The 17,409-nt window shown below is 43.3% G+C and carries 17 protein-coding genes; 9 read left to right on the top strand and 8 right to left on the bottom strand.

Annotated features, from left to right (window positions below):
- Positions 1-8: 8 nt before the first annotated feature.
- Entirely contained in the window at positions 9-764 is a 756-nt protein-coding gene (locus ACK1LH_RS07910) for a CAP domain-containing protein (protein ID WP_029281616.1), read from the bottom strand.
- 386 nt (positions 765-1,150) lie between these two features.
- Here ACK1LH_RS07910 and ACK1LH_RS07915 point away from each other — a divergent pair, with 386 nt between their 5' ends.
- From ACK1LH_RS07915 to ACK1LH_RS07930, 4 genes are all read left to right on the top strand, one after another.
- A complete protein-coding gene (locus ACK1LH_RS07915) occupies positions 1,151-3,277 on the top strand; it encodes a peptidoglycan D,D-transpeptidase FtsI family protein (protein WP_411334918.1) in 2,127 nt (708 codons plus the stop codon).
- 119 nt (positions 3,278-3,396) lie between these two features.
- Positions 3,397-4,068, top strand: a complete 672-nt coding sequence (locus ACK1LH_RS07920) for a carboxymuconolactone decarboxylase family protein (protein ID WP_411334919.1) — start codon at positions 3,397-3,399, stop codon at positions 4,066-4,068.
- 43 nt (positions 4,069-4,111) lie between these two features.
- Complete coding sequence (locus tag ACK1LH_RS07925) at positions 4,112-4,285, top strand: hypothetical protein (RefSeq protein ID WP_168713759.1); 174 nt, start codon at positions 4,112-4,114, stop codon at positions 4,283-4,285.
- Between the two features lie 291 nt (positions 4,286-4,576).
- Positions 4,577-6,388 carry a PAS domain S-box protein gene (locus tag ACK1LH_RS07930; RefSeq protein WP_411334920.1) on the top strand — a complete coding sequence of 604 codons (1,812 nt, stop codon included), beginning with the start codon at positions 4,577-4,579 and terminating at the stop codon, positions 6,386-6,388.
- Between the two features lie 43 nt (positions 6,389-6,431).
- Here ACK1LH_RS07930 and ACK1LH_RS07935 read toward each other — a convergent pair whose 3' ends face one another.
- Entirely contained in the window at positions 6,432-7,580 is a 1,149-nt protein-coding gene (locus ACK1LH_RS07935; protein ID WP_411334921.1) for an aminotransferase A, read from the bottom strand.
- A gap of 155 nt (positions 7,581-7,735) precedes the next feature.
- On the opposite strand from ACK1LH_RS07935, the gene corA reads away from it, so the two are divergent.
- On the top strand, positions 7,736-8,707 hold the full coding sequence (corA, locus tag ACK1LH_RS07940; RefSeq protein WP_029281605.1) for a magnesium/cobalt transporter CorA: 972 nt from the start codon (positions 7,736-7,738) through the stop codon (positions 8,705-8,707).
- Between the two features lie 97 nt (positions 8,708-8,804).
- Positions 8,805-9,365 (top strand): TIGR00725 family protein, encoded by a 561-nt coding sequence (locus ACK1LH_RS07945; RefSeq protein ID WP_234703364.1) that lies wholly within the window; start codon positions 8,805-8,807, stop codon positions 9,363-9,365.
- A 45-nt stretch (positions 9,366-9,410) separates the two neighbouring features.
- Here ACK1LH_RS07945 and ACK1LH_RS07950 read toward each other — a convergent pair whose 3' ends face one another.
- The 4 genes from ACK1LH_RS07950 to ACK1LH_RS07965 all read right to left on the bottom strand — a co-directional run bounded on the left by ACK1LH_RS07950 (position 9,411) and on the right by ACK1LH_RS07965 (position 11,294).
- A complete protein-coding gene (locus ACK1LH_RS07950; RefSeq protein ID WP_411334922.1) occupies positions 9,411-9,815 on the bottom strand; it encodes a collagen-like protein in 405 nt (134 codons plus the stop codon).
- Positions 9,816-9,953: 138 nt separating this feature from the next.
- Entirely contained in the window at positions 9,954-10,151 is a 198-nt protein-coding gene (locus ACK1LH_RS07955; RefSeq protein ID WP_029281600.1) for a hypothetical protein, read from the bottom strand.
- A 131-nt stretch (positions 10,152-10,282) separates the two neighbouring features.
- Positions 10,283-10,747 carry a GNAT family N-acetyltransferase gene (locus ACK1LH_RS07960; RefSeq protein WP_411334923.1) on the bottom strand — a complete coding sequence of 155 codons (465 nt, stop codon included), beginning with the start codon at positions 10,745-10,747 and terminating at the stop codon, positions 10,283-10,285.
- Positions 10,737-11,294, bottom strand: a complete 558-nt coding sequence (locus ACK1LH_RS07965) for a PadR family transcriptional regulator (protein WP_029281597.1) — start codon at positions 11,292-11,294, stop codon at positions 10,737-10,739. Before ACK1LH_RS07965 ends, ACK1LH_RS07960 begins: the two co-directional genes overlap by 11 nt.
- Before the next feature lie 228 nt (positions 11,295-11,522).
- Here ACK1LH_RS07965 and ACK1LH_RS07970 point away from each other — a divergent pair, with 228 nt between their 5' ends.
- The gene (locus ACK1LH_RS07970) at positions 11,523-12,773 is read left to right on the top strand and encodes an ATP-binding protein (protein WP_411335078.1); all 1,251 of its coding nucleotides are present in this window, start codon (positions 11,523-11,525) and stop codon (positions 12,771-12,773) included.
- 236 nt (positions 12,774-13,009) lie between these two features.
- Here ACK1LH_RS07970 and ACK1LH_RS07975 read toward each other — a convergent pair whose 3' ends face one another.
- The gene (locus ACK1LH_RS07975; protein WP_029281593.1) at positions 13,010-14,293 is read right to left on the bottom strand and encodes an NCS2 family permease; all 1,284 of its coding nucleotides are present in this window, start codon (positions 14,291-14,293) and stop codon (positions 13,010-13,012) included.
- 254 nt (positions 14,294-14,547) lie between these two features.
- Here ACK1LH_RS07975 and ACK1LH_RS07980 point away from each other — a divergent pair, with 254 nt between their 5' ends.
- Positions 14,548-15,867: an MFS transporter gene (locus ACK1LH_RS07980; RefSeq protein WP_411334924.1), complete on the top strand. Its 1,320-nt coding sequence runs from the start codon at positions 14,548-14,550 to the stop codon at positions 15,865-15,867.
- A 98-nt stretch (positions 15,868-15,965) separates the two neighbouring features.
- A complete protein-coding gene (locus tag ACK1LH_RS07985; RefSeq protein WP_411334925.1) occupies positions 15,966-16,868 on the top strand; it encodes a chemotaxis protein in 903 nt (300 codons plus the stop codon).
- A 60-nt stretch (positions 16,869-16,928) separates the two neighbouring features.
- Here the strand turns inward: ACK1LH_RS07985 and ACK1LH_RS07990 are convergent, their stop codons facing one another.
- A complete protein-coding gene (locus ACK1LH_RS07990; RefSeq protein ID WP_029281587.1) occupies positions 16,929-17,390 on the bottom strand; it encodes a YkyB family protein in 462 nt (153 codons plus the stop codon).
- Between the last annotated feature and the right edge of the window lie 19 nt (positions 17,391-17,409).

The following is a 17,409-nucleotide window of genomic DNA, read 5'->3' on the forward strand; positions in this document are numbered from 1 at the left end:
AAATTCTATTATTTACCGATGAACATTTGAGTCCAGTAGTTGCCTTCTTCAATGTGGCCCACACCGATGTGTGTGAAGTCAGCGTTCATGATGTTTTTGCGGTGACCTTCAGAGTTCATCCATGCTTGAACAACTTCTTCAGGAGAAGCTTGTCCTTTTGCAATGTTTTCACCTGCAGTTGTATACTCAACGCCGAACTTTTTCATCATATCAAATGGTGATCCGTAAGTTGGGCTGTTGTGGTCAAAGTAGTTCTTGCTTTGCATGTCTTTAGACTTTTCTTTCGCTACTTTGCTTAGTTCTTCGTCAAGCTGAAGCGGTTTTAGACCTTGCTTTTCACGCTCTGCATTTGTAAGTTCTACAACTTTTTTCTCAAATTCACTTACTGCAGCCTGAGTTTGCTCTTGCTTTGGAGCTTCTTCTTTTGCTTCAGGTGCCTGCTGCTGTGCAGGTGCTGGAGCTGCTTCTTGCTTAGGCGCTTGAGCTTGTTCTTGCTGAGGTGCCTGTGGTGCAGCCTGTCCTTGCTGTGCTTTAAACTGGCTCAGCTGCTCTTCAACCATTTTTTGAAGCTCAGGATTGTTGATGTTTTTCAACATATCCTGTGTTTGTTCCTGATTTAAATTGCAGTTTTGACCGGCAATTTGGTAAGCTTTGACTTGCATATTTGATTGCTGTGGCGCTGCTGCATCTGCAGTTTGTCCACCCGCATTAAATGTAAAAATAGTAGCTGCTGCTGCAACTGAAAGTGCAATAGACTTCTTCATGAAAAAATTCCTCCTAAGAGTTTTTTTTGTTGTGTTCCTTGCTACACACATATCGTAACACACGATTCTTGTAATATATCAGCCAGTGCTTTCCATTGACACTCATTCAGAATGCCAATCTATCGTCCTTACAAATTGTAAGTCTCACAAAAACCTGACAGCAAAGAATTTGCGGCGGATTAAACATCTGTCTGACCCACCAGGTTTTTGGCAGATTTTTTCTAGCATTATCCAGCAAAACTAACTTTTTCATTGAATTGTTTCTTGACAAAAAATTTACCCCCATTTTTGTGTAACAAGTATTACACAAGTGTTACAATAGGGTTGTAATTAGATGAATGAACCCACAATCGGATGAATCCGATTTTGAAAGGAGATAAACTGCGTTGACTGAGCAAGGCAATAGTCAGGCGGATCTGCGGAAATTAAAGAAAAAACGCTTAATCCGCATCAACGTTTTCTTTTTCTTTGTGTTTTTGCTGTTTGTAGCACTTATTATCCGGCTTGGTGTTGTGCAGATTGTCCAGGGAGAAGAGTTTTCCAAGGAAGTCAGCCGCACAGAGTCCAACTATGCCAGTTTCCCTGCACCCCGGGGCAAGATGTATGACAGGAACGGAAATGTCCTTGTTGAAAACATCGGTGTAGACGCGATTACGTATACGGTTGAAAAAACAACCAAAGCAAAAGACAAGCTCGAGACTGCTGCGAAACTGGCTTCATTAATTGAAGTCCCAACCGAATTTCTAAAAGAACGAGATTTGAAGGACTACTGGGTCGCAGCGAACCCGGAAGATGCAGCAGACCTTTTAACCGAAAAGGAAAAATCGAAAAAAGGCAGTGAAACCTATAAGCTTCAGATCGACCGGGTACCCGTAAAAGAACTTGAAGCATTAAAGGCTAATCCTGCAGAACTTGAAATAGCGGCACTTTATACCCGTTTTTCATCCGGCTATGCCTATGAGCCCCAAATTGTAACAGCTACAGGCCTGACAAAAGGCGAAGAGCTGACAAAGGACGAGCTGACCCGCGTGGCTGAAAATCTTGAAGATCTGCCAGGTGTGGATATCATCACAGACTGGAAACGCTCCTATCCCAACGGCGACCTTCTGACAGGGGTTTTCGGCAGTGTGACAACTCCTAAACAGGGAATTCTTGAAGCAAGAAAATCATATTACACAGCCCGCGGCTATGCCCGCAACGAACGGGTTGGCCGAAGCAACCTTGAGTATCAGTACGAAGACTATCTGAATCCGAGAAAATCTAAAGTGCAATATGTGACGGACACAAGCGGCAATGTCATTTCCGAATCGGTCATCGACGAAGGAAGACGCGGCTATGATCTAAAACTGTCCTTTGACCTTGAGCTTCAGAAGCAGCTCGATCAAATTGTCGAACAAGAACTGAAAGTCGCCCGAGGAAAATCCGGAAATTACCTCGTGGACAGAGCCTTTGCGGTCATGATGGACCCGCATACAGGCGACGTGCTTGCCATGTCAGGGAAGAAGTACAGTTTTGAAGAGGGGAAAGTAAACGATTATATTGTAGGGAATTTTACGACTCAATATGAAATAGGCTCTACCATTAAAGGCGCAACTGTTTTAGCTGGATATCAACATGGAATACCGAGGGGCACTGTCTACGTTGATACTCCGATGAAACTGAAAGGTGCTCCTGATAAAAAGTCAGTCAGAAATATGGGGCCTGTCTCTGACATAAGAGCTCTTCAAAAAAGTTCAAACGTTTATATGTTCAGAATAGCTCTTGAAATTGCAGGGGAGACATACGTTCCAAACGGACCTCTAGATATTTCATCCAACGATTATCAGCGACTGAGAAATTATTACAGCCAATTTGGACTTGGTGTGCCGACAGGAATTGATCTTCCTAATGAATCAATTGGTCTTCAAACAAGTGCGAGTGATCCGGGTAAGCTTGTCGATATGGCAATCGGCCAGTTTGATACGTATACGCCGCTTCAAATGGCTCAGTACGTATCCGTTATAGCTAATGGAGGGTACCGCGTTGAACCGAGGATTGTAACAAGCATACATTCACCGAATGAAGAGAAACAGCTTGGACCGATTGTAACCGAACATGAACCGACTATTCTAAATCGAATAAATAATTCACCGGAAGACATACGACAAGTGCAGAGGGGATTCGAAGCTGTTACAAAAACAGAAGGTACGGCAGCAGGAGTCTTTGGTAAATACGATGTCGCAGGGAAAACCGGAACGTCTCAAACTAGCTACTATGGTGAACTGAGCAAAAAAGCATATTGGGGTACAGATACAAATAATTTAGCTTTCGTAGGCTACTACCCTGCATCAAAGCCTGAAGTGGCAATCAGTGTGTTGGTTCCTTATACTGGGCTGCGGGCAGGGCATCCTGTAAACAAAAATATCGCCAAGCGCGCAATCGAAGCCTATGCAAACCTTGATCCTAAACCGCAGAATCAGGATGCAGACAGTTCGGCTGATGTCTCTTCGCAGGAAGAAACCGGGCAGGAATAACAAGCAGACTTTAGCTTTCCTTCACAGGAAGGCTTTTTTCTTTGCCTTTTTTTCTGAAATCAGAGTAGCCCATTATATAGTAGGAAAAAATAGGGTAAATCAAAGAAATGAGGGATCACATGGGATTTTACTCTCCTGAAAACATTCAGCTTATGAAGAGGTTTCCTGATCTTGCGCCTGAGCTTTATCAGTCATATACTGCATTCAGCAAAGCGGTGCTGAGTGACGGACATTTAACGAAAAAGGACAAGGAAATCATTGCTGTGGCTGTTTCTCATGAAACGGAATGTCCTTACTGCATTGATTTTCATACGAAAAAAGCAAAGAAAGAAGGGGCAAGTGCGGAAGAATTATTTGAAGCAGTCATGGTCGCGGCTGCAATCGAAGCAGGCGGCGCCTATGCTCACAGAATGCAGATGCACAGGGCATACGACGGTAATGCTGCAGATGCCTTTTATAAAAGCTCGGATCTTGCAGATTTAAAAACGATGAGTGATTTGACTCCGGAAATCAGTGCTTCGGCCCATGCTTTTTTTTCTAAGGCAATGGCTGCCGGCAAGCTATCTGCCAAACAAAAGCAGCTGATTGCAGTGGCGGTGGCGCACACGTCAGAATGCCCATACTGCATTGCCTCCCATACAGCAGGTGCTAAGCAGGAAGGCTGCTCTAAGGAAGAACTGGCGGAAGCCGCTATGACAGCAGCACTGTTAAGGTCAGGCGGTGTTGTCACACATGCGGTAAATATGCTGAAATCCTTCGAGGGTGAAAACGAAAAATCTTCACATAATTGAAGCGGACATGCCAAAACTAAGATAAGTCAAAGGAGGGAAGAACATGTCTAAAACAAACAAAAACGATGCGGATCAGAAAAACAAAAAAGGGTTTGACTCAAGCAAAACGGACTCTGAGTTCAGCAATGAGCTAGGCAGTGCCGCTTCAAACCGCGCGCACAAAGAAAAAGCAAAAAAAGAAAAAGCTTCAAAAAATGCAGGTGAATATAAAGGATAAAAGCAAGCCGGATCTCAAGCCGGCTTGCTTTTTTGATAGCTAGAATGACAGCGATCCTTGCATAACCCGGAAAAAAATTAACTTTTTCAGGAAATCTTAAAGGAATTTTGAAAGACAGAATCGAATTTTGTTAAGTAAAATCGAACGTTCTGCAGGCGAAGGTCATCTGCTTCCTTGTTTCTTCCTTTTTCTCCTCTCAGGCTCCCGCATTACGATCATTTTGACTGCTGTTTCCCAAAAGCAGAAAGCACGGAATTGTGTTGTGATTCACATTTTAAGGGGGGGCAATGCATGAAGCAGGAAACAGAAAGCGAATATCAGGTATTGCCGCAGGCAGAGCTGTTTGCAGTGATGAACGACAGCGGCAGGTTTCAGTTTGTGTCTGCAAACAGCGAGGAGCACCTGGGCTTTAAAAGCAGTGAAATGATTGGCACCGTATTGAAGGAATATGTTCATAAAGATGATCTTTTTTTAGTGGAGAGCTATTTTTACAATGAACATCATCTTCATCCTTGCACCTTTCGTTTCATGTTAAAGAATGAAACCTATATATGGCTGGAAGCTGATATTGATTTTATAAGAGCTGCAGCTGCAGAGGAAAATCAGATTATTCTCAAGCTGAAAATTCCTAAAACAAGCCGGCATGGAGATCCGTCCAGGCGTGTGCAGCTGAATAATCCTTATTTAAGTGAAGAATCACAGGAAATCAGCATTCATGCGACAGAGCTGCTTAAAAAACTGCCGTGTCCCCTGTTTATATCCCAGAAGGGCCAGCTTTGCTATGTCAATCAGGCCCTTATTGACCTGCTTGGAGGATCGTCAAAAGAAGATCTTCTTGGGAAAGATGTTCTTGATATCATCGATCATGATTACCATGACATTGTAAAAAATCGCATACAAAGAATGCAGCAGGGCTCCTATGTCGGCCTTATCGAACAAACGTGGAGAAGGCTTGACGGAACACCTGTTGAAGTGGAAATAAAAGCGGCCCCTGCCATTTATAAAAACAAGCCGGCGGAACTGGTCGTTCTGATTGATATTTCATCACGCAAGAAGTTCCAGAAAATCCTTCAGAAAAGCAGGGAGCGGTATCAGCTCCTGATTCAGAATTCCATTGATACCATCGCTGTTATTCATAGAGACAAATGGGTTTTTATTAATGAGTCTGGAGTAAAGCTTTTTGAAGCTTTAGACTACCCTGATATGCTCGGCAAAAACGTCTTTGCCTTATTGGAACTGGAAGATCATGAACAGGTGAGGGAAAAACTCCGCAGTATTGTCGAAGAGAAATCTGAAGTGGAAGTAACGAAGCAATCCTGGCATACATACAACGGCAGCACAATTTATACGGAAATGGTCTGCATTCCCACCACGTATTTTGGCGAACGGGCCGTTCAAGTGATCTTAAGGGATATTTCTGACCGGAAAAAGGCAGAGGAGCTCATGCTTCGCTCTGAAAAACTTTCCGTTGCAGGACAGCTTGCAGCCGGAATTGCCCATGAAATCCGCAATCCGCTGACGGCTATCAAGGGATTTCTGCAGCTTATGCATTCTGCAAACCGCCACGATCAAGGGTACTACGAAATTGTCTTTTCTGAGCTGAACCGAATTGAACTGATCCTGAGTGAACTGCTGATGCTTGCAAAACCTCAGGAAAGGGTCCTGAAAAAAACGGACTTAACTGCTCTTGTAAGTGACGTTGCAACGCTGCTTGAAACGCAGGCAATCATGAATAATGTCATCATACAAACCGTTCCCCAGGAAGAAAAACTGTTTATCCACTGTGATCAGAACCAGCTGAAACAGGTGTTCATTAATCTGATTAAAAATGCGATTGATTCCATGCCTAAAGGAGGGACCATTCAGCTTCGTTTCGAAAAAGCGGAAGGTTTCATTTTTGTGCATGTGAAAGATGAAGGGGAGGGAATACCTAAAGAAGCCCTGAAAAAAATCGGCGAACCCTTCTACACGACGAAAGAAAAAGGAACAGGCCTTGGATTAATGATCACATATAAGATCATTGAAAATCATAAAGGCAGCATGAGCATTGAGAGCACGCCTGGAATGGGCACGGTTTTTACACTGAAGCTGCCTGAAGCATAAAAGGCAAAAAGCCAGCGAAGCATGTAGCGTCCGCTGGCCAATCTTACCTGCTTTTTATATAGTGTTCAAACCGGTCCATCGCCTCCTGAAGCTGTTCAAAGCTGCAGGCATAAGAAATTCGAATGTATCCTTCCCCCAAAGCAGAAAATGCACTCCCCGGCACTACAGCCACTCCCCCATCCTTTGCAAGCGAATAGGCAAAATCAAAAGAAGAGGCATTGAAATGCTTGATGCTCGGAAAAATGTAAAAGGATCCGTCCGGCTTTTCAGTCGGAAGCCCCATCTCCGTTAATCTCCTGTACACATAGTTCATTCTTTTTGAATATTCACCGTTCATAGGTGCTGCATCGTTTTTGCCTGCTGTAAGAGCCTCCAGAGCAGCCTTTTGCGAGATGGAGGACGCACAGGATATGTTATATTGATGCACCTTCAGCAAATGCTTGCTGATGGCAGCCGGCGCGAACACAAACCCGATTCGAAAGCCGGTCATGCTGTGTGATTTTGAAAGTCCGTTTATGACGATTGTCTGATCACGCAGGTAAGACGCAATCGAACGGTGTTTTCCATCAAAAACAAGTTCGCTGTATATTTCATCTGACAGAACGAAAAGATCTTTGACTTTCAGCAGTTCGGCAATTTTCATCAGTTCTTCCTCATCAAGCGTAACGCCTGTAGGATTGGATGGATACGGCAGGACGACACAGCGCGTTTTTTCAGTCAGATGCCTGCTGATCAGTTCTGCCGTTAATTTAAACCCGTGTTCTGTTGTATCAGCGTGCACCGCTTCAGCTCCGCAAAGTGAGATGATTGGCTCATAGCCGGGATAGACCGGTCCTGGCAGAATGACTTCGCTTCCCGGAGAAAGGATGGTCCTGAATGCAATATCAATGGCCTGACTGGCTCCGGCTGTTACTATCACTTCATCTTTTCCTTGATAAGTTAGCCCATATTTTTCTTTTACAAAGGCAGCGGCAGCTTCTCTGAGTTCGGGGTAGCCCGCATTGTGGGTATACGTGGTAAAATCGCTCTCAATCGCCTCGATGGCGGCCTTTTTCACATGAGCTGGAGTTAAAAAATCCGGCTGGCCGATTGTGAGTGATATGGTATCCTCAAATTCGGAAACCATATTGAAAAACTGGCGGATGCCAGAGATCTGAATGTTTTTAACCTGCTGATTAATAAGGTGCTCCATCATGTTCATCCTTTTTCTATGTAATCAAATAACGTGTTATTATACCATCATACACAATTATTCCGTCAAATTCACCCATTCTGCGCGTGTTTAGTAACATAGTAAGAAGGGTAAAAGTCAAAAATATATTTATCTACAAAGAAAGATGTGACAGAATGATACGTACATTAGCCGTTCAATCCAGCGGGGAGGTTGTTTATGACCTGCCCCTTAAAGAACTGAGAAAACCCGAAATAAAATGGTATTGGGTCGATTTCCAGGATCCTACCGCAGATGAAACGAAACTGCTGAGCAAATTCTTCCGCTTTCATCCTCTAGCCATTGAAGACTGTGTGGAGTTTGTTCAAAGACCGAAAATTGATACATATGACACCTATTTGTTTGTTGTCATGCATGCCATTCAGCAAAAAACTCTTGAAGCTGAAGAACTCGATCTTTTTATTGCGAGGAATTACGCGGTTACTTTTCATAAAAAGCCGATAAGGGATTTGAATAATATCTGGTTTAAAATGAAAAAGGACGAAGGCTTAAAGGAAGGGGGGCCTTCCCTTTTGATGCACCAGCTGATGGACCAGCTGGTAGATGAATATTTCCCTCCTGTCTATAAGCTTGAGGACTTGCTGAATGAAATTGAGGAGAATACGAAGGATCTGACAATCAGCGAATTGATGGAAGGTGTTTTTGATATCCGCACAGATTTGTATAAGCTGAGAAGAACAATCATCCCAATGCGGGACCTGCTGTACAGGATGATCAGTTCCAGCAGTCTTAAAGCCTATATCAGAGATGAGATCTATTTTCAGGATATATACGATCACCTGCTGAAGCTTGTTGAAATGATTGATGCGAACAGGGAGCTGAGCGCAGATATCAGGGACAGCTATCTGTCCATCAGTTCAGACAGAATGAACAGAGTCATGATGACATTGACGGTCATCTCGTCCATTTTCCTTCCGCTTACATTTATTGCGGGGCTTTACGGGATGAACTTCCAGTACATGCCGGAGCTCACCGGCAAATATAATTACTTTATTGTTGTGGGCATCATGGTGCTGATTGCAGCCGGAATGATTTACTTTTTCGCGAAAATGGGCTGGTTCAGATATCATAAAGGAACAAAGCTATAACGCACATACACGCTGCCTTCGGGCAGTTTTTTTACGTTTAATTAAAAGAATGAAGAGGAAAATCATAGTATAATAAAGGAAAAGACTGAGGCGGTGGATGGTTTTGAAAAGAATTGCTGTTATTGGCCAATCGGGAGAGATACCAGCTGAAGTGCGGGCAATAAGTGAAGAAGTGGGAGCTGAAATTGCCAAGCGAAATGCCGTGCTGCTGACAGGCGGCGGAAGCGGAGTGATGGAAGCGGCGTCCAAAGGGGCAAAAGAAGCGGGAGGTCTTGTCATCGGGATTCTTGCAGGAGATGAGACTCATGTTGCCAACGATTACCTGGACGTTCCGATTACGACGGGCTTATCCTTTGATTACAGAAGTCTTGTGCTGGTTCATTCCTGTGATGCGATCATTATGATCAGGGGAGGAAATGGGACATTGGGAGAACTGTCTGCTGCCTATATGAATAAAAAGCCTGCCGTTGTCATTGAAACATCCGGAGGGTGGGCGGCGAAGCTGAAGGAAGCCGCATTTGAAGGAGCCTATCTTGACGAGCGCCGGACCGTGGAAATCCACTACGCGAACTCAGCAAAAATGGCAGTAGACAGAGCCTTCTTAAGAATCGAACATCCGCTTGATGAAATGAAAAATACAGGGATTATCGGGGATTAATAAAAGATAAAGCGGACGTGCTGTTTGGCCGTCCGCTTTTTCTGGTTATCTGCTACAAGAAAACGAAGCAATCCGCTGCGTGTCAATTCCGAAATAGACCCATCTGAATTGGCGGGGTCTCCATCTGTACCCTGCGACGGATGTTCTGCCGACAAAGGTCGGGTAAAACCAAAAGCTGTTTCCATTGTTAAGCCAAACGTACGTAAAGCGGAAAAGACATCCGCTGATGGCTCCCGGGTCTACTGCAAAAAGTGATGGACTTTGCTGGGGGATCTGGCTTGGAGGGGGGCCTGTCGGTGCCTGCGTTCCTCCGCCTCCAAATCCTGGCGGCGGACCTGGCGGCATGCCTCCTCCAGGACCAAAGCCTCCTCCAGGACCGAAGCCTCCTCCAGGACCGAAGCCTCCTCCCGGAAAACCTGGAAATCCCTGACGATCGTATGGATTGTACATATTCACATTCCTCTCCTCATTAGCCTACAACTCACAGTATGCATCAGCGGGTAAGGAAGTGAATGGAAATTCTGGGCTTTGCTCAGCACAACGTAAAAAGGAACGCTTCATCTGAGCGTCCCTTTTTACGTTGGCACATTAATATCCGAAATCCCAATCCATTTGCTCCTGCCAGACAGCGAAATGAAAGGGGGGAAGAATCATCGTTCTGCCATTCACTTTACAGCTGCACGAGTCTGAACCCGCATTCTCTTTCAGTTGCACATATATTTCTTCAGGAATATCCTCAAGAACAGTCATATCCTGATTTTCATGAAACAGCAAAACGGTTCCCACCGAAAAAACACCTTCTTTTACTAGAGATCAGTCAAAAAACACATTTAGAATTCTACCATGTTTTCGAATGAAATCCGCGGCTGAAAAGAAGATGTCATAAAATCGCCAAATCGAAATCGTTTACAGGAAGTTTAAAGGTGTTTTTTCATTTTGTACTGAATGAAGAGCATGGGATCAATAGACACGTAATGCTCAGTTAAAACCGAGTAGCCCCTGTTCATGAAAAAGGTCCGGGCTGTTATTCCCGTACTGAGAGTGACCTTTTTGTGGCCCGAATCTCTTGCCGTTTTCTCCAGTGCCTCAAGAAGGGCGGATCCGGTTCCCGTCCTTTGATGGTCTTTATGAGAATATAAAAAATGAATGTCTCCGTTATGAGTCAGTGTGCCAAATCCTGTAATTTTTTTATTTATTACAGCAAGGAGAGTCGTGTTCACTGTCAGCAGGTCACCCCAATTTTCGTAGTGATCAAGTCTTTTTGGAGCAAGTGCATGTATATGATCAGATGAATAGTCTCTTCCATTAATTTCACAGACTGTATCAATATATAAGTTAATAACTTCTTCAAGATCCTTTTCTTCAAATAATCTAATCTTCATCAGCACCACCAAGTATGTTTAATTTTTCTGCACGCGCATCTTTAATTAAATCGGTTAACCAGGCAAGTTCTGCTTCTCCATGCAGTATTGATCCTCTAATTAAGTGAATAACAGCTCTCGGAAGCTTCTTATATAAGTCAAGTATTCCTTTAAGCTCTGTCACTCTCTTCTTTGTAAGCTCCACTCTCTTTTCAAGAACATCTGCGACTTCCTGAGGATTGCTGTGGAGAGTAAAAGCAACGCCCGTAAAAAGAGGATGATACAGATTTGAATCGCTCGACAGTTCGTCCAGAATCAATTTGTGAAAGAGTTTTTTCCCTGATTCGGTAATCGAATAGATCGTTTTATCAGGCCTGTTCGTATCTTTAATAATGTCAACAATTTCAATATGCTCTTTCTTGTAAAGCTGTTCCACTGCATAATACAAGGAGCCTTTCTGCAGTTTCATAAAATGGTCCATATGTCTTTGTTCCATAATCTGCTTCATTTCATAGGGATGGGCATCCTGTTCCATTAAAAGCCCTAGTATGACCAATTTCATTGACATACAGCATACCTCGCTTTACCGAAGCTGGTGGATCTTGATCAGCTTACTTAAATTATATAGTCTAGTTTGACCATTTAGCAACGATTTTACATGAAGGTTCACTAAATCGATAAAAGGGAAAGATATCGGTGGAAATGTAAATGAACCATCTATCTATTTTCTGTTCTATCCTGTAAAATAAAGTGTTTGAAAAAATAGTTCCTTTATGGAGGAATACGTGTGCTGCAAATGATGAAACCTTTATTGGTTAATATTACAATTCTTTTTTCCCTTACCTATAATGCGAATCTGTTTTTTCCGTTTCATTCAACCCAGAAGCAGGCATTAAAACAGAAAATCATTTATGGGCTGATCAGCTCATTCGGCGCTCTTCTTTGCATGGCGTATCCGATCGAAACACTCGGTGATACGAATTTTGATTTGAGAATGGTTGTTGTGATGATTGTCACCCTGTATTCCGGTTTTCTGTCAGGTGGAATTGTTCTTATTGTAACATGCTTTGCCAGATTTTTAATCGGCGGAGAATTCTATCAGATCGGGATTGCTGTTACAGTCTTTGCTTATGTTATGGCACTGCTGTTCAGGAAGGCGTTTCTTCAGTCAAGCAATAAATACATGTTTGGAAGCATCATTTTTGCCGTTTATTTTGCTGTCTATATTTTGATCATTTACTCTAAGATCAATTTTCTGGGACTTCCTTTTTACTTTGTCTATTTCCTGACCTTTTACTTTTCATGTATTTCGATGATTTATATTATTGAAAGCCTCATAAAAACAAATAAGCAGTTTGATGAAATGGTTTATATGGATAAACTCACGACAATTGGCCAAATGGCAGCAGCCATTGCCCATGAGATCCGCAATCCAATCACAACGGTCAGAGGATTTATCCAGTATATACAGCAGAATACAGCTGATGAAAATCTGAAAAAGTTTTCTCCTTTGATTTTGGAAGAACTGGACCGGACAAACAAAATTATTACAGATTATCTGCTGCTGTCAAAGCCCGGAAATCGTGAAATGACGAAGATTGATATTGATGATGTGCTTATCGACAGCATCGAGCTGCTGAAACCGCTCGGGTATTATTCCAATGTCAGCCTGACTTTCGAATCTGACGCCAGAAACGCCGTATACGGGGACATCCATCTCCTGAAGCAGTCTTTGATGAATGTGATTAAAAATGCAATTGAATCCATTGAAGACAGCGGGGAAGTAGAAATAACCAAAACAACGAATGATGCAGACGGAACCATCAGCATTGCCATCAGTGATAACGGAAAAGGAATGACGGAGGAAGTAAGAAAAAACCTCGGTTTGCCGTTCTATACCACAAAATCAAAAGGCACCGGTCTTGGATCGATGATCACAAACAGGCTGATCAGGGAAATGGGCGGCACAGTCGAATACGAAAGTGAGCTTGGAAAGGGCACCTGCGTAATTATCAGCCTTCAGTTATATCAGGAAATGAATCACTGAAGAGAAGAAGGAGACACGAATGTTCGGAGAGAAAGTATAACGGAAAAGGGGGAGACTGGAGATCACATGTTTTCTTTTCTCATGCAGGCACTAACCGTTGCCGGTGCCATTTTCTTGTTTACAGCCCTGTATATTGTGATTCGAATGATTAAGAAGCAGTAAAAAACCCAGTTCAAGCTGAACTGGGTTTTTTGTATTGGACTCCCGTAGCTTACCGGGCGATTCCGCATTTCTATCTATATACTATGTGAAATAAAATTAGCAAGAAACAGCACTGCGATGATGTAAAGCGGCAGGGCCACTTCGTTTGTGCGTTTCATGGCAAGTTTTAAGATTGGATAAGCAATGAATCCAAAGGCCATTCCGTCTACGATGCTGTAGGTAAGGGGAATGAGTGCAATGATCAAAAAGGCCGGAAAGCTTTCCGTAAAATCTTTCAGATCGATGTTCTGGATATTCTGAATCATCAGCCCGCCGATTAAAATTAAAATAGGGGCAATTGCACTGTCTGGAATCAATTTAAGATACGGCAGAAAGAACAGTGATCCTAAAAACAGGAAGCCTGCTGTGATGGCAGTCAGTCCTGTGCGTCCGCCTGCCTGAATTCCTGCAGCTGTTTCGACCGTGCTTACTGTTGGACTAGTTCCGAATAAGCCAGCTGTAATGGCCGAAATGGCATTTGCCCTGAGCGAACCGCTGTACCTGTCTTGTCTGCTGATCATATTGACGTGTCCGTGAACAAGGCCGATGTTTTCAAACACGATGACCATCGTGAGTGAGAAAGTGGCCGTCCAGAATGCGAGATCTGCCATCTGATTAAATGACATGGCGCCAAAAACCTGAGTATACGACGCCGCAGAAAAGGAGGTCCCGCTGCTTTGAGAACTGTCAATCAAGCCAAATCCTGCAGCAATGGCTGAACCGGCAAGAATGCTGATCAGGAAGTTGCCCGGAATGTTCCTGGCAAACAGCACAATTGTAATGATTAATGTTATCAGCGTAACGAAGACATGGGGATCTGTAAAATCACCAAGTTTGACGAACGTCGTCTCGCTTCCGGTGACAATTCCGCCTTTTTGCAGACCGATAAACGTAAGGAATATCCCAATTCCGACCGTAATCGCTTCTTTCAGCGAGTCCGGTATGGAAGCGCTGATGATGCCGGAGAGCTTCGTGAATGCAACAAGTGCAAAAAGAAGACCTGAGACAAAAACGACGGCAAGACCTTCCTGCCAGGAAAGTCCCATAGAACCGCAGATGGTGTAGGTGAATAACGCATTCACCCCCATCCCTGGAACTAGAATAATCGGTGTTTTTCCAATAAAGCCCATTAGTACACAACCTGTGAAAGAGGTAAGAATGGTGGCGATAATGCCTGCTTCAATCGGAATGCCTGCGTCTGCCAAGATCGCTCCGTTAACGGCTACGATATAGACAATCGTAAAAAAGGAAATCATTCCTGCGAGCAGCTCTTTCTTGACTGTCGTGTCATGCTGTTCAAGCTGAAAGTACTTATGCAATTTTTAACCCTTCCTTAAAAAGTAACCCTCGACCCAACCCGTACAACCGGCATCAGCCGATTCACATATAGCATTATACCAAGAGGGAAGACTTTGTGCATTATCTTTATTTGTCATTTTCTGTGAGAGGCTTTTTAATCATGACTCTTATTAAACAGACAGGAGCTCGTTCACGTTAATTTTTTGTAAACGGGCAGGTGGCGGCTTCCTGTTTAAAGAAGATAACCATACAAAAAGAAAACGGAGGATGCAAAATGGCACACTTAGAAAAGCCTGAAACGATTAGCCTTCAAAAGGATAGGGCCTGGAAACTGTACTTGTCGCTCCCTATTTTGTCATGGGCGCTTTATGATTTTGCGAACACTATTTTTTCATCTAATATTACAACCATTTTCTTCCCTTTTTATCTGCAGGAAGTCATTGGCGCAAACGAAAGACTGGACCAGATTGCAAGTTCATTTATATCCTATGCCAATGCAGCAGCAAGCTTCCTGCTCGTTCTGTTTTCTCCGCTGTTCGGCGTATTAATTGACAGATCGGGTAAAAAGAAGGCATATATTATTCCTTTTACCTTAATAACCGTGCTGTGCACCATTCTTATGGGGGTTTTTGGAATGACAGAGTTTTCTTATACGCTCTTTGGACTCCCCGCTGGTTTAGTGTACGTTATTTTGCTCTTTATCATGGCGAAATTCTTTTACCATTCAAGCCTGATCTTTTATGATACGATGATTTCTGATTTAGGCACCGGCAAGCAGATTCCTTTAATATCAGGATTCGGTGTTGCGGTAGGGTATGTTGGGACTCTTGTCGGTCTCAGTGTTTATCTGTATGTTGGAGATTCAGGCTTCCACAAGGCATTTATACCGACAGCCCTTCTTTTTTTAGTCTTTTCCCTTCCGCTTTTTTTCTTTGTAAAAGAAAAGCCCTTAGCGGGTAAACCTGAAAAGACGGGATTTTTCGATGGCTACAGAGAAATTATCCGTACATTCAAAGAAATAAGAACGTATAAAGCCGTTTTTTTATTCATGATTGCCTATTTCTTTTTAAACGATGCCATCGCCACCGCAGTAGCGATGATGGCTGTTTATTCAAAAGCCATTGTAGGGTTCTCATCAGGTGAATTTATTTTGCTGTATCTTGTCTCAACGGTGGCAAGCATAGCCGGATCTTTTCTTTTTGGATATATTACAAAGGCATCAGGAACGAAAAAAAGCATCATGTATGTAGGAATCATCCTGGTCATAGCGCTGGCTTTTGCGGCATTTGCTGTTAATGCAGCCATGTTCTGGGTTGCTGGAAGTTTGTTCGGAGTTTCTCTTGGAGCTATGTGGGTCACGTCAAGAACGTTTATTGTGGAATTGACGCCGGAAAACAAGAGGGGACAGTTCTTCGGCCTTTTTGCCTTTTCCGGGAAGGTGTCATCCATTGCAGGACCGCTCCTTTACGGAACCATCACACTTGTTCTCGCTGATTACGGTGATCTTGCAAGCAGGATTGCCATTGGCTCACTGATGATTCTTGCAGGCATCGGGCTTGCTGTCCATATGATTGTTCCTGACAATGAAGCGTAAGCCTGAGATTTCCTCAGGCTTTTTTTCATTGTCCGGTTGAGAAAGATCAAATTGTTCCGATATATAAGGTATGTGTAACTATAGAGAGGAAGAAAACGATGCAGCAGACAGAGATATTATTGGAAAGCGGCACGAATGAACTTGAAATCGTTGAATTTACTGTAGCGGGACTAAAATTCGGGATTAATGTCATTAAAGTGAAAGAAATCATCCAGCTTCAGACTATGACAAAAGTGCCTCATGCCCATCCGAATGTTGAAGGCATTACTGAGCTGAGAGGGGAAGTTCTGCCTGTAGTGAATACAGCAAAAGCACTTGGTCTTGGGGAGAATCCAAATTCTTCTGCAGACAAGCTGATTGTGACGGAATTTAATAAGCAAAAGGTCATCTTTCATGTGCATGGGGTCACTCAGATTCACCGGATTTCATGGAGCCTGATTGAAAAACCGTCCCGGCTTTACCAGGGTCTTGAAAGTCAGATTACAGGAGTCGTGAAGTGGAACGGGGAAATGATTCTTCTGCCTGACTTTGAGAAACTGATTGTTGAGATTAATCCGGAATCGGGCATTCACTTAAATCAAATAAAAAAGCTCGGAAAGCGCGAACGGTCAGATAAGAAAATCGTCATCGCAGAAGATTCGCCATTACTCAGAGGGCTATTGCATGATACGCTGCAGGAAGCGGGATTTGTAAATCTGGAATTTTTTGAAAATGGCAAAGACGCACTGGACTACCTTCAAACGCTCTGCAGCAGCGGCGGTGCATTAAAAGATGAAGTGCAGCTGGTGATTACAGACATTGAAATGCCGCAAATGGACGGCCACCATCTGACGAAGCGCATTAAGGAGCATACGGCGCTTGCGGTTCTGCCTGTTCTCATATTTTCTTCGCTCATAACAGAGGATCTTAAACATAAAGGTAGAAAAGTCGGGGCGGACGGACAAGTAAGCAAACCTGAAATTGCTGAGCTCGTTTCCATGATTGATCAATTTATTCTTTAGGGATGCAGGATGAAGAAAGAGGCCTTTCCGTATGAGGAAAGGCCTCTTTCTCATTTCTCTTCAATAGCTCTCGCCCAAGCGCTTAAATACAGGTTTTTTGTATGTAGGTGCAGATTTATTGGGGCGGTTTGAAACGGTCTCCTTTACGCCGACATACTGCTGAAGCAGTGCTTTTGCTTTTGCCAGGGATAAATGTATTTTTGGATTTCGGTATGACTGATTCAGTGAACCGAGATGTGGGAGATTTTCGAAGTCATCTTTAGTGGGAGGCATATGAAAATAATATTCTCCGGCAGATATAAGAACGTCTGACTGCTGTTTGCTGTTTTTAGGGTTATTGGAAAAGTGTAGTCCTTCTTTTTTTGCTTTTCCTTCGGTTAAGAGTTTTTGAAGGGCACGTTTCTTCAGCATATATAAAAATTTCGGGTCTGGCGCCGTCTTAGCATGCCGGTTTACGATATAGATTGCTTTTGCTACATTATCTGTCGTTGGTTTAAGCGGCTGATTTCGCTGATCGTCCATTTTCTCTCTCCTTTGCACA

The sequence above is a fragment of the Metabacillus indicus genome, assembly GCF_046603695.1.
Taxonomy (GTDB): domain Bacteria; phylum Bacillota; class Bacilli; order Bacillales; family Bacillaceae; genus Bacillus_P; species Bacillus_P indicus.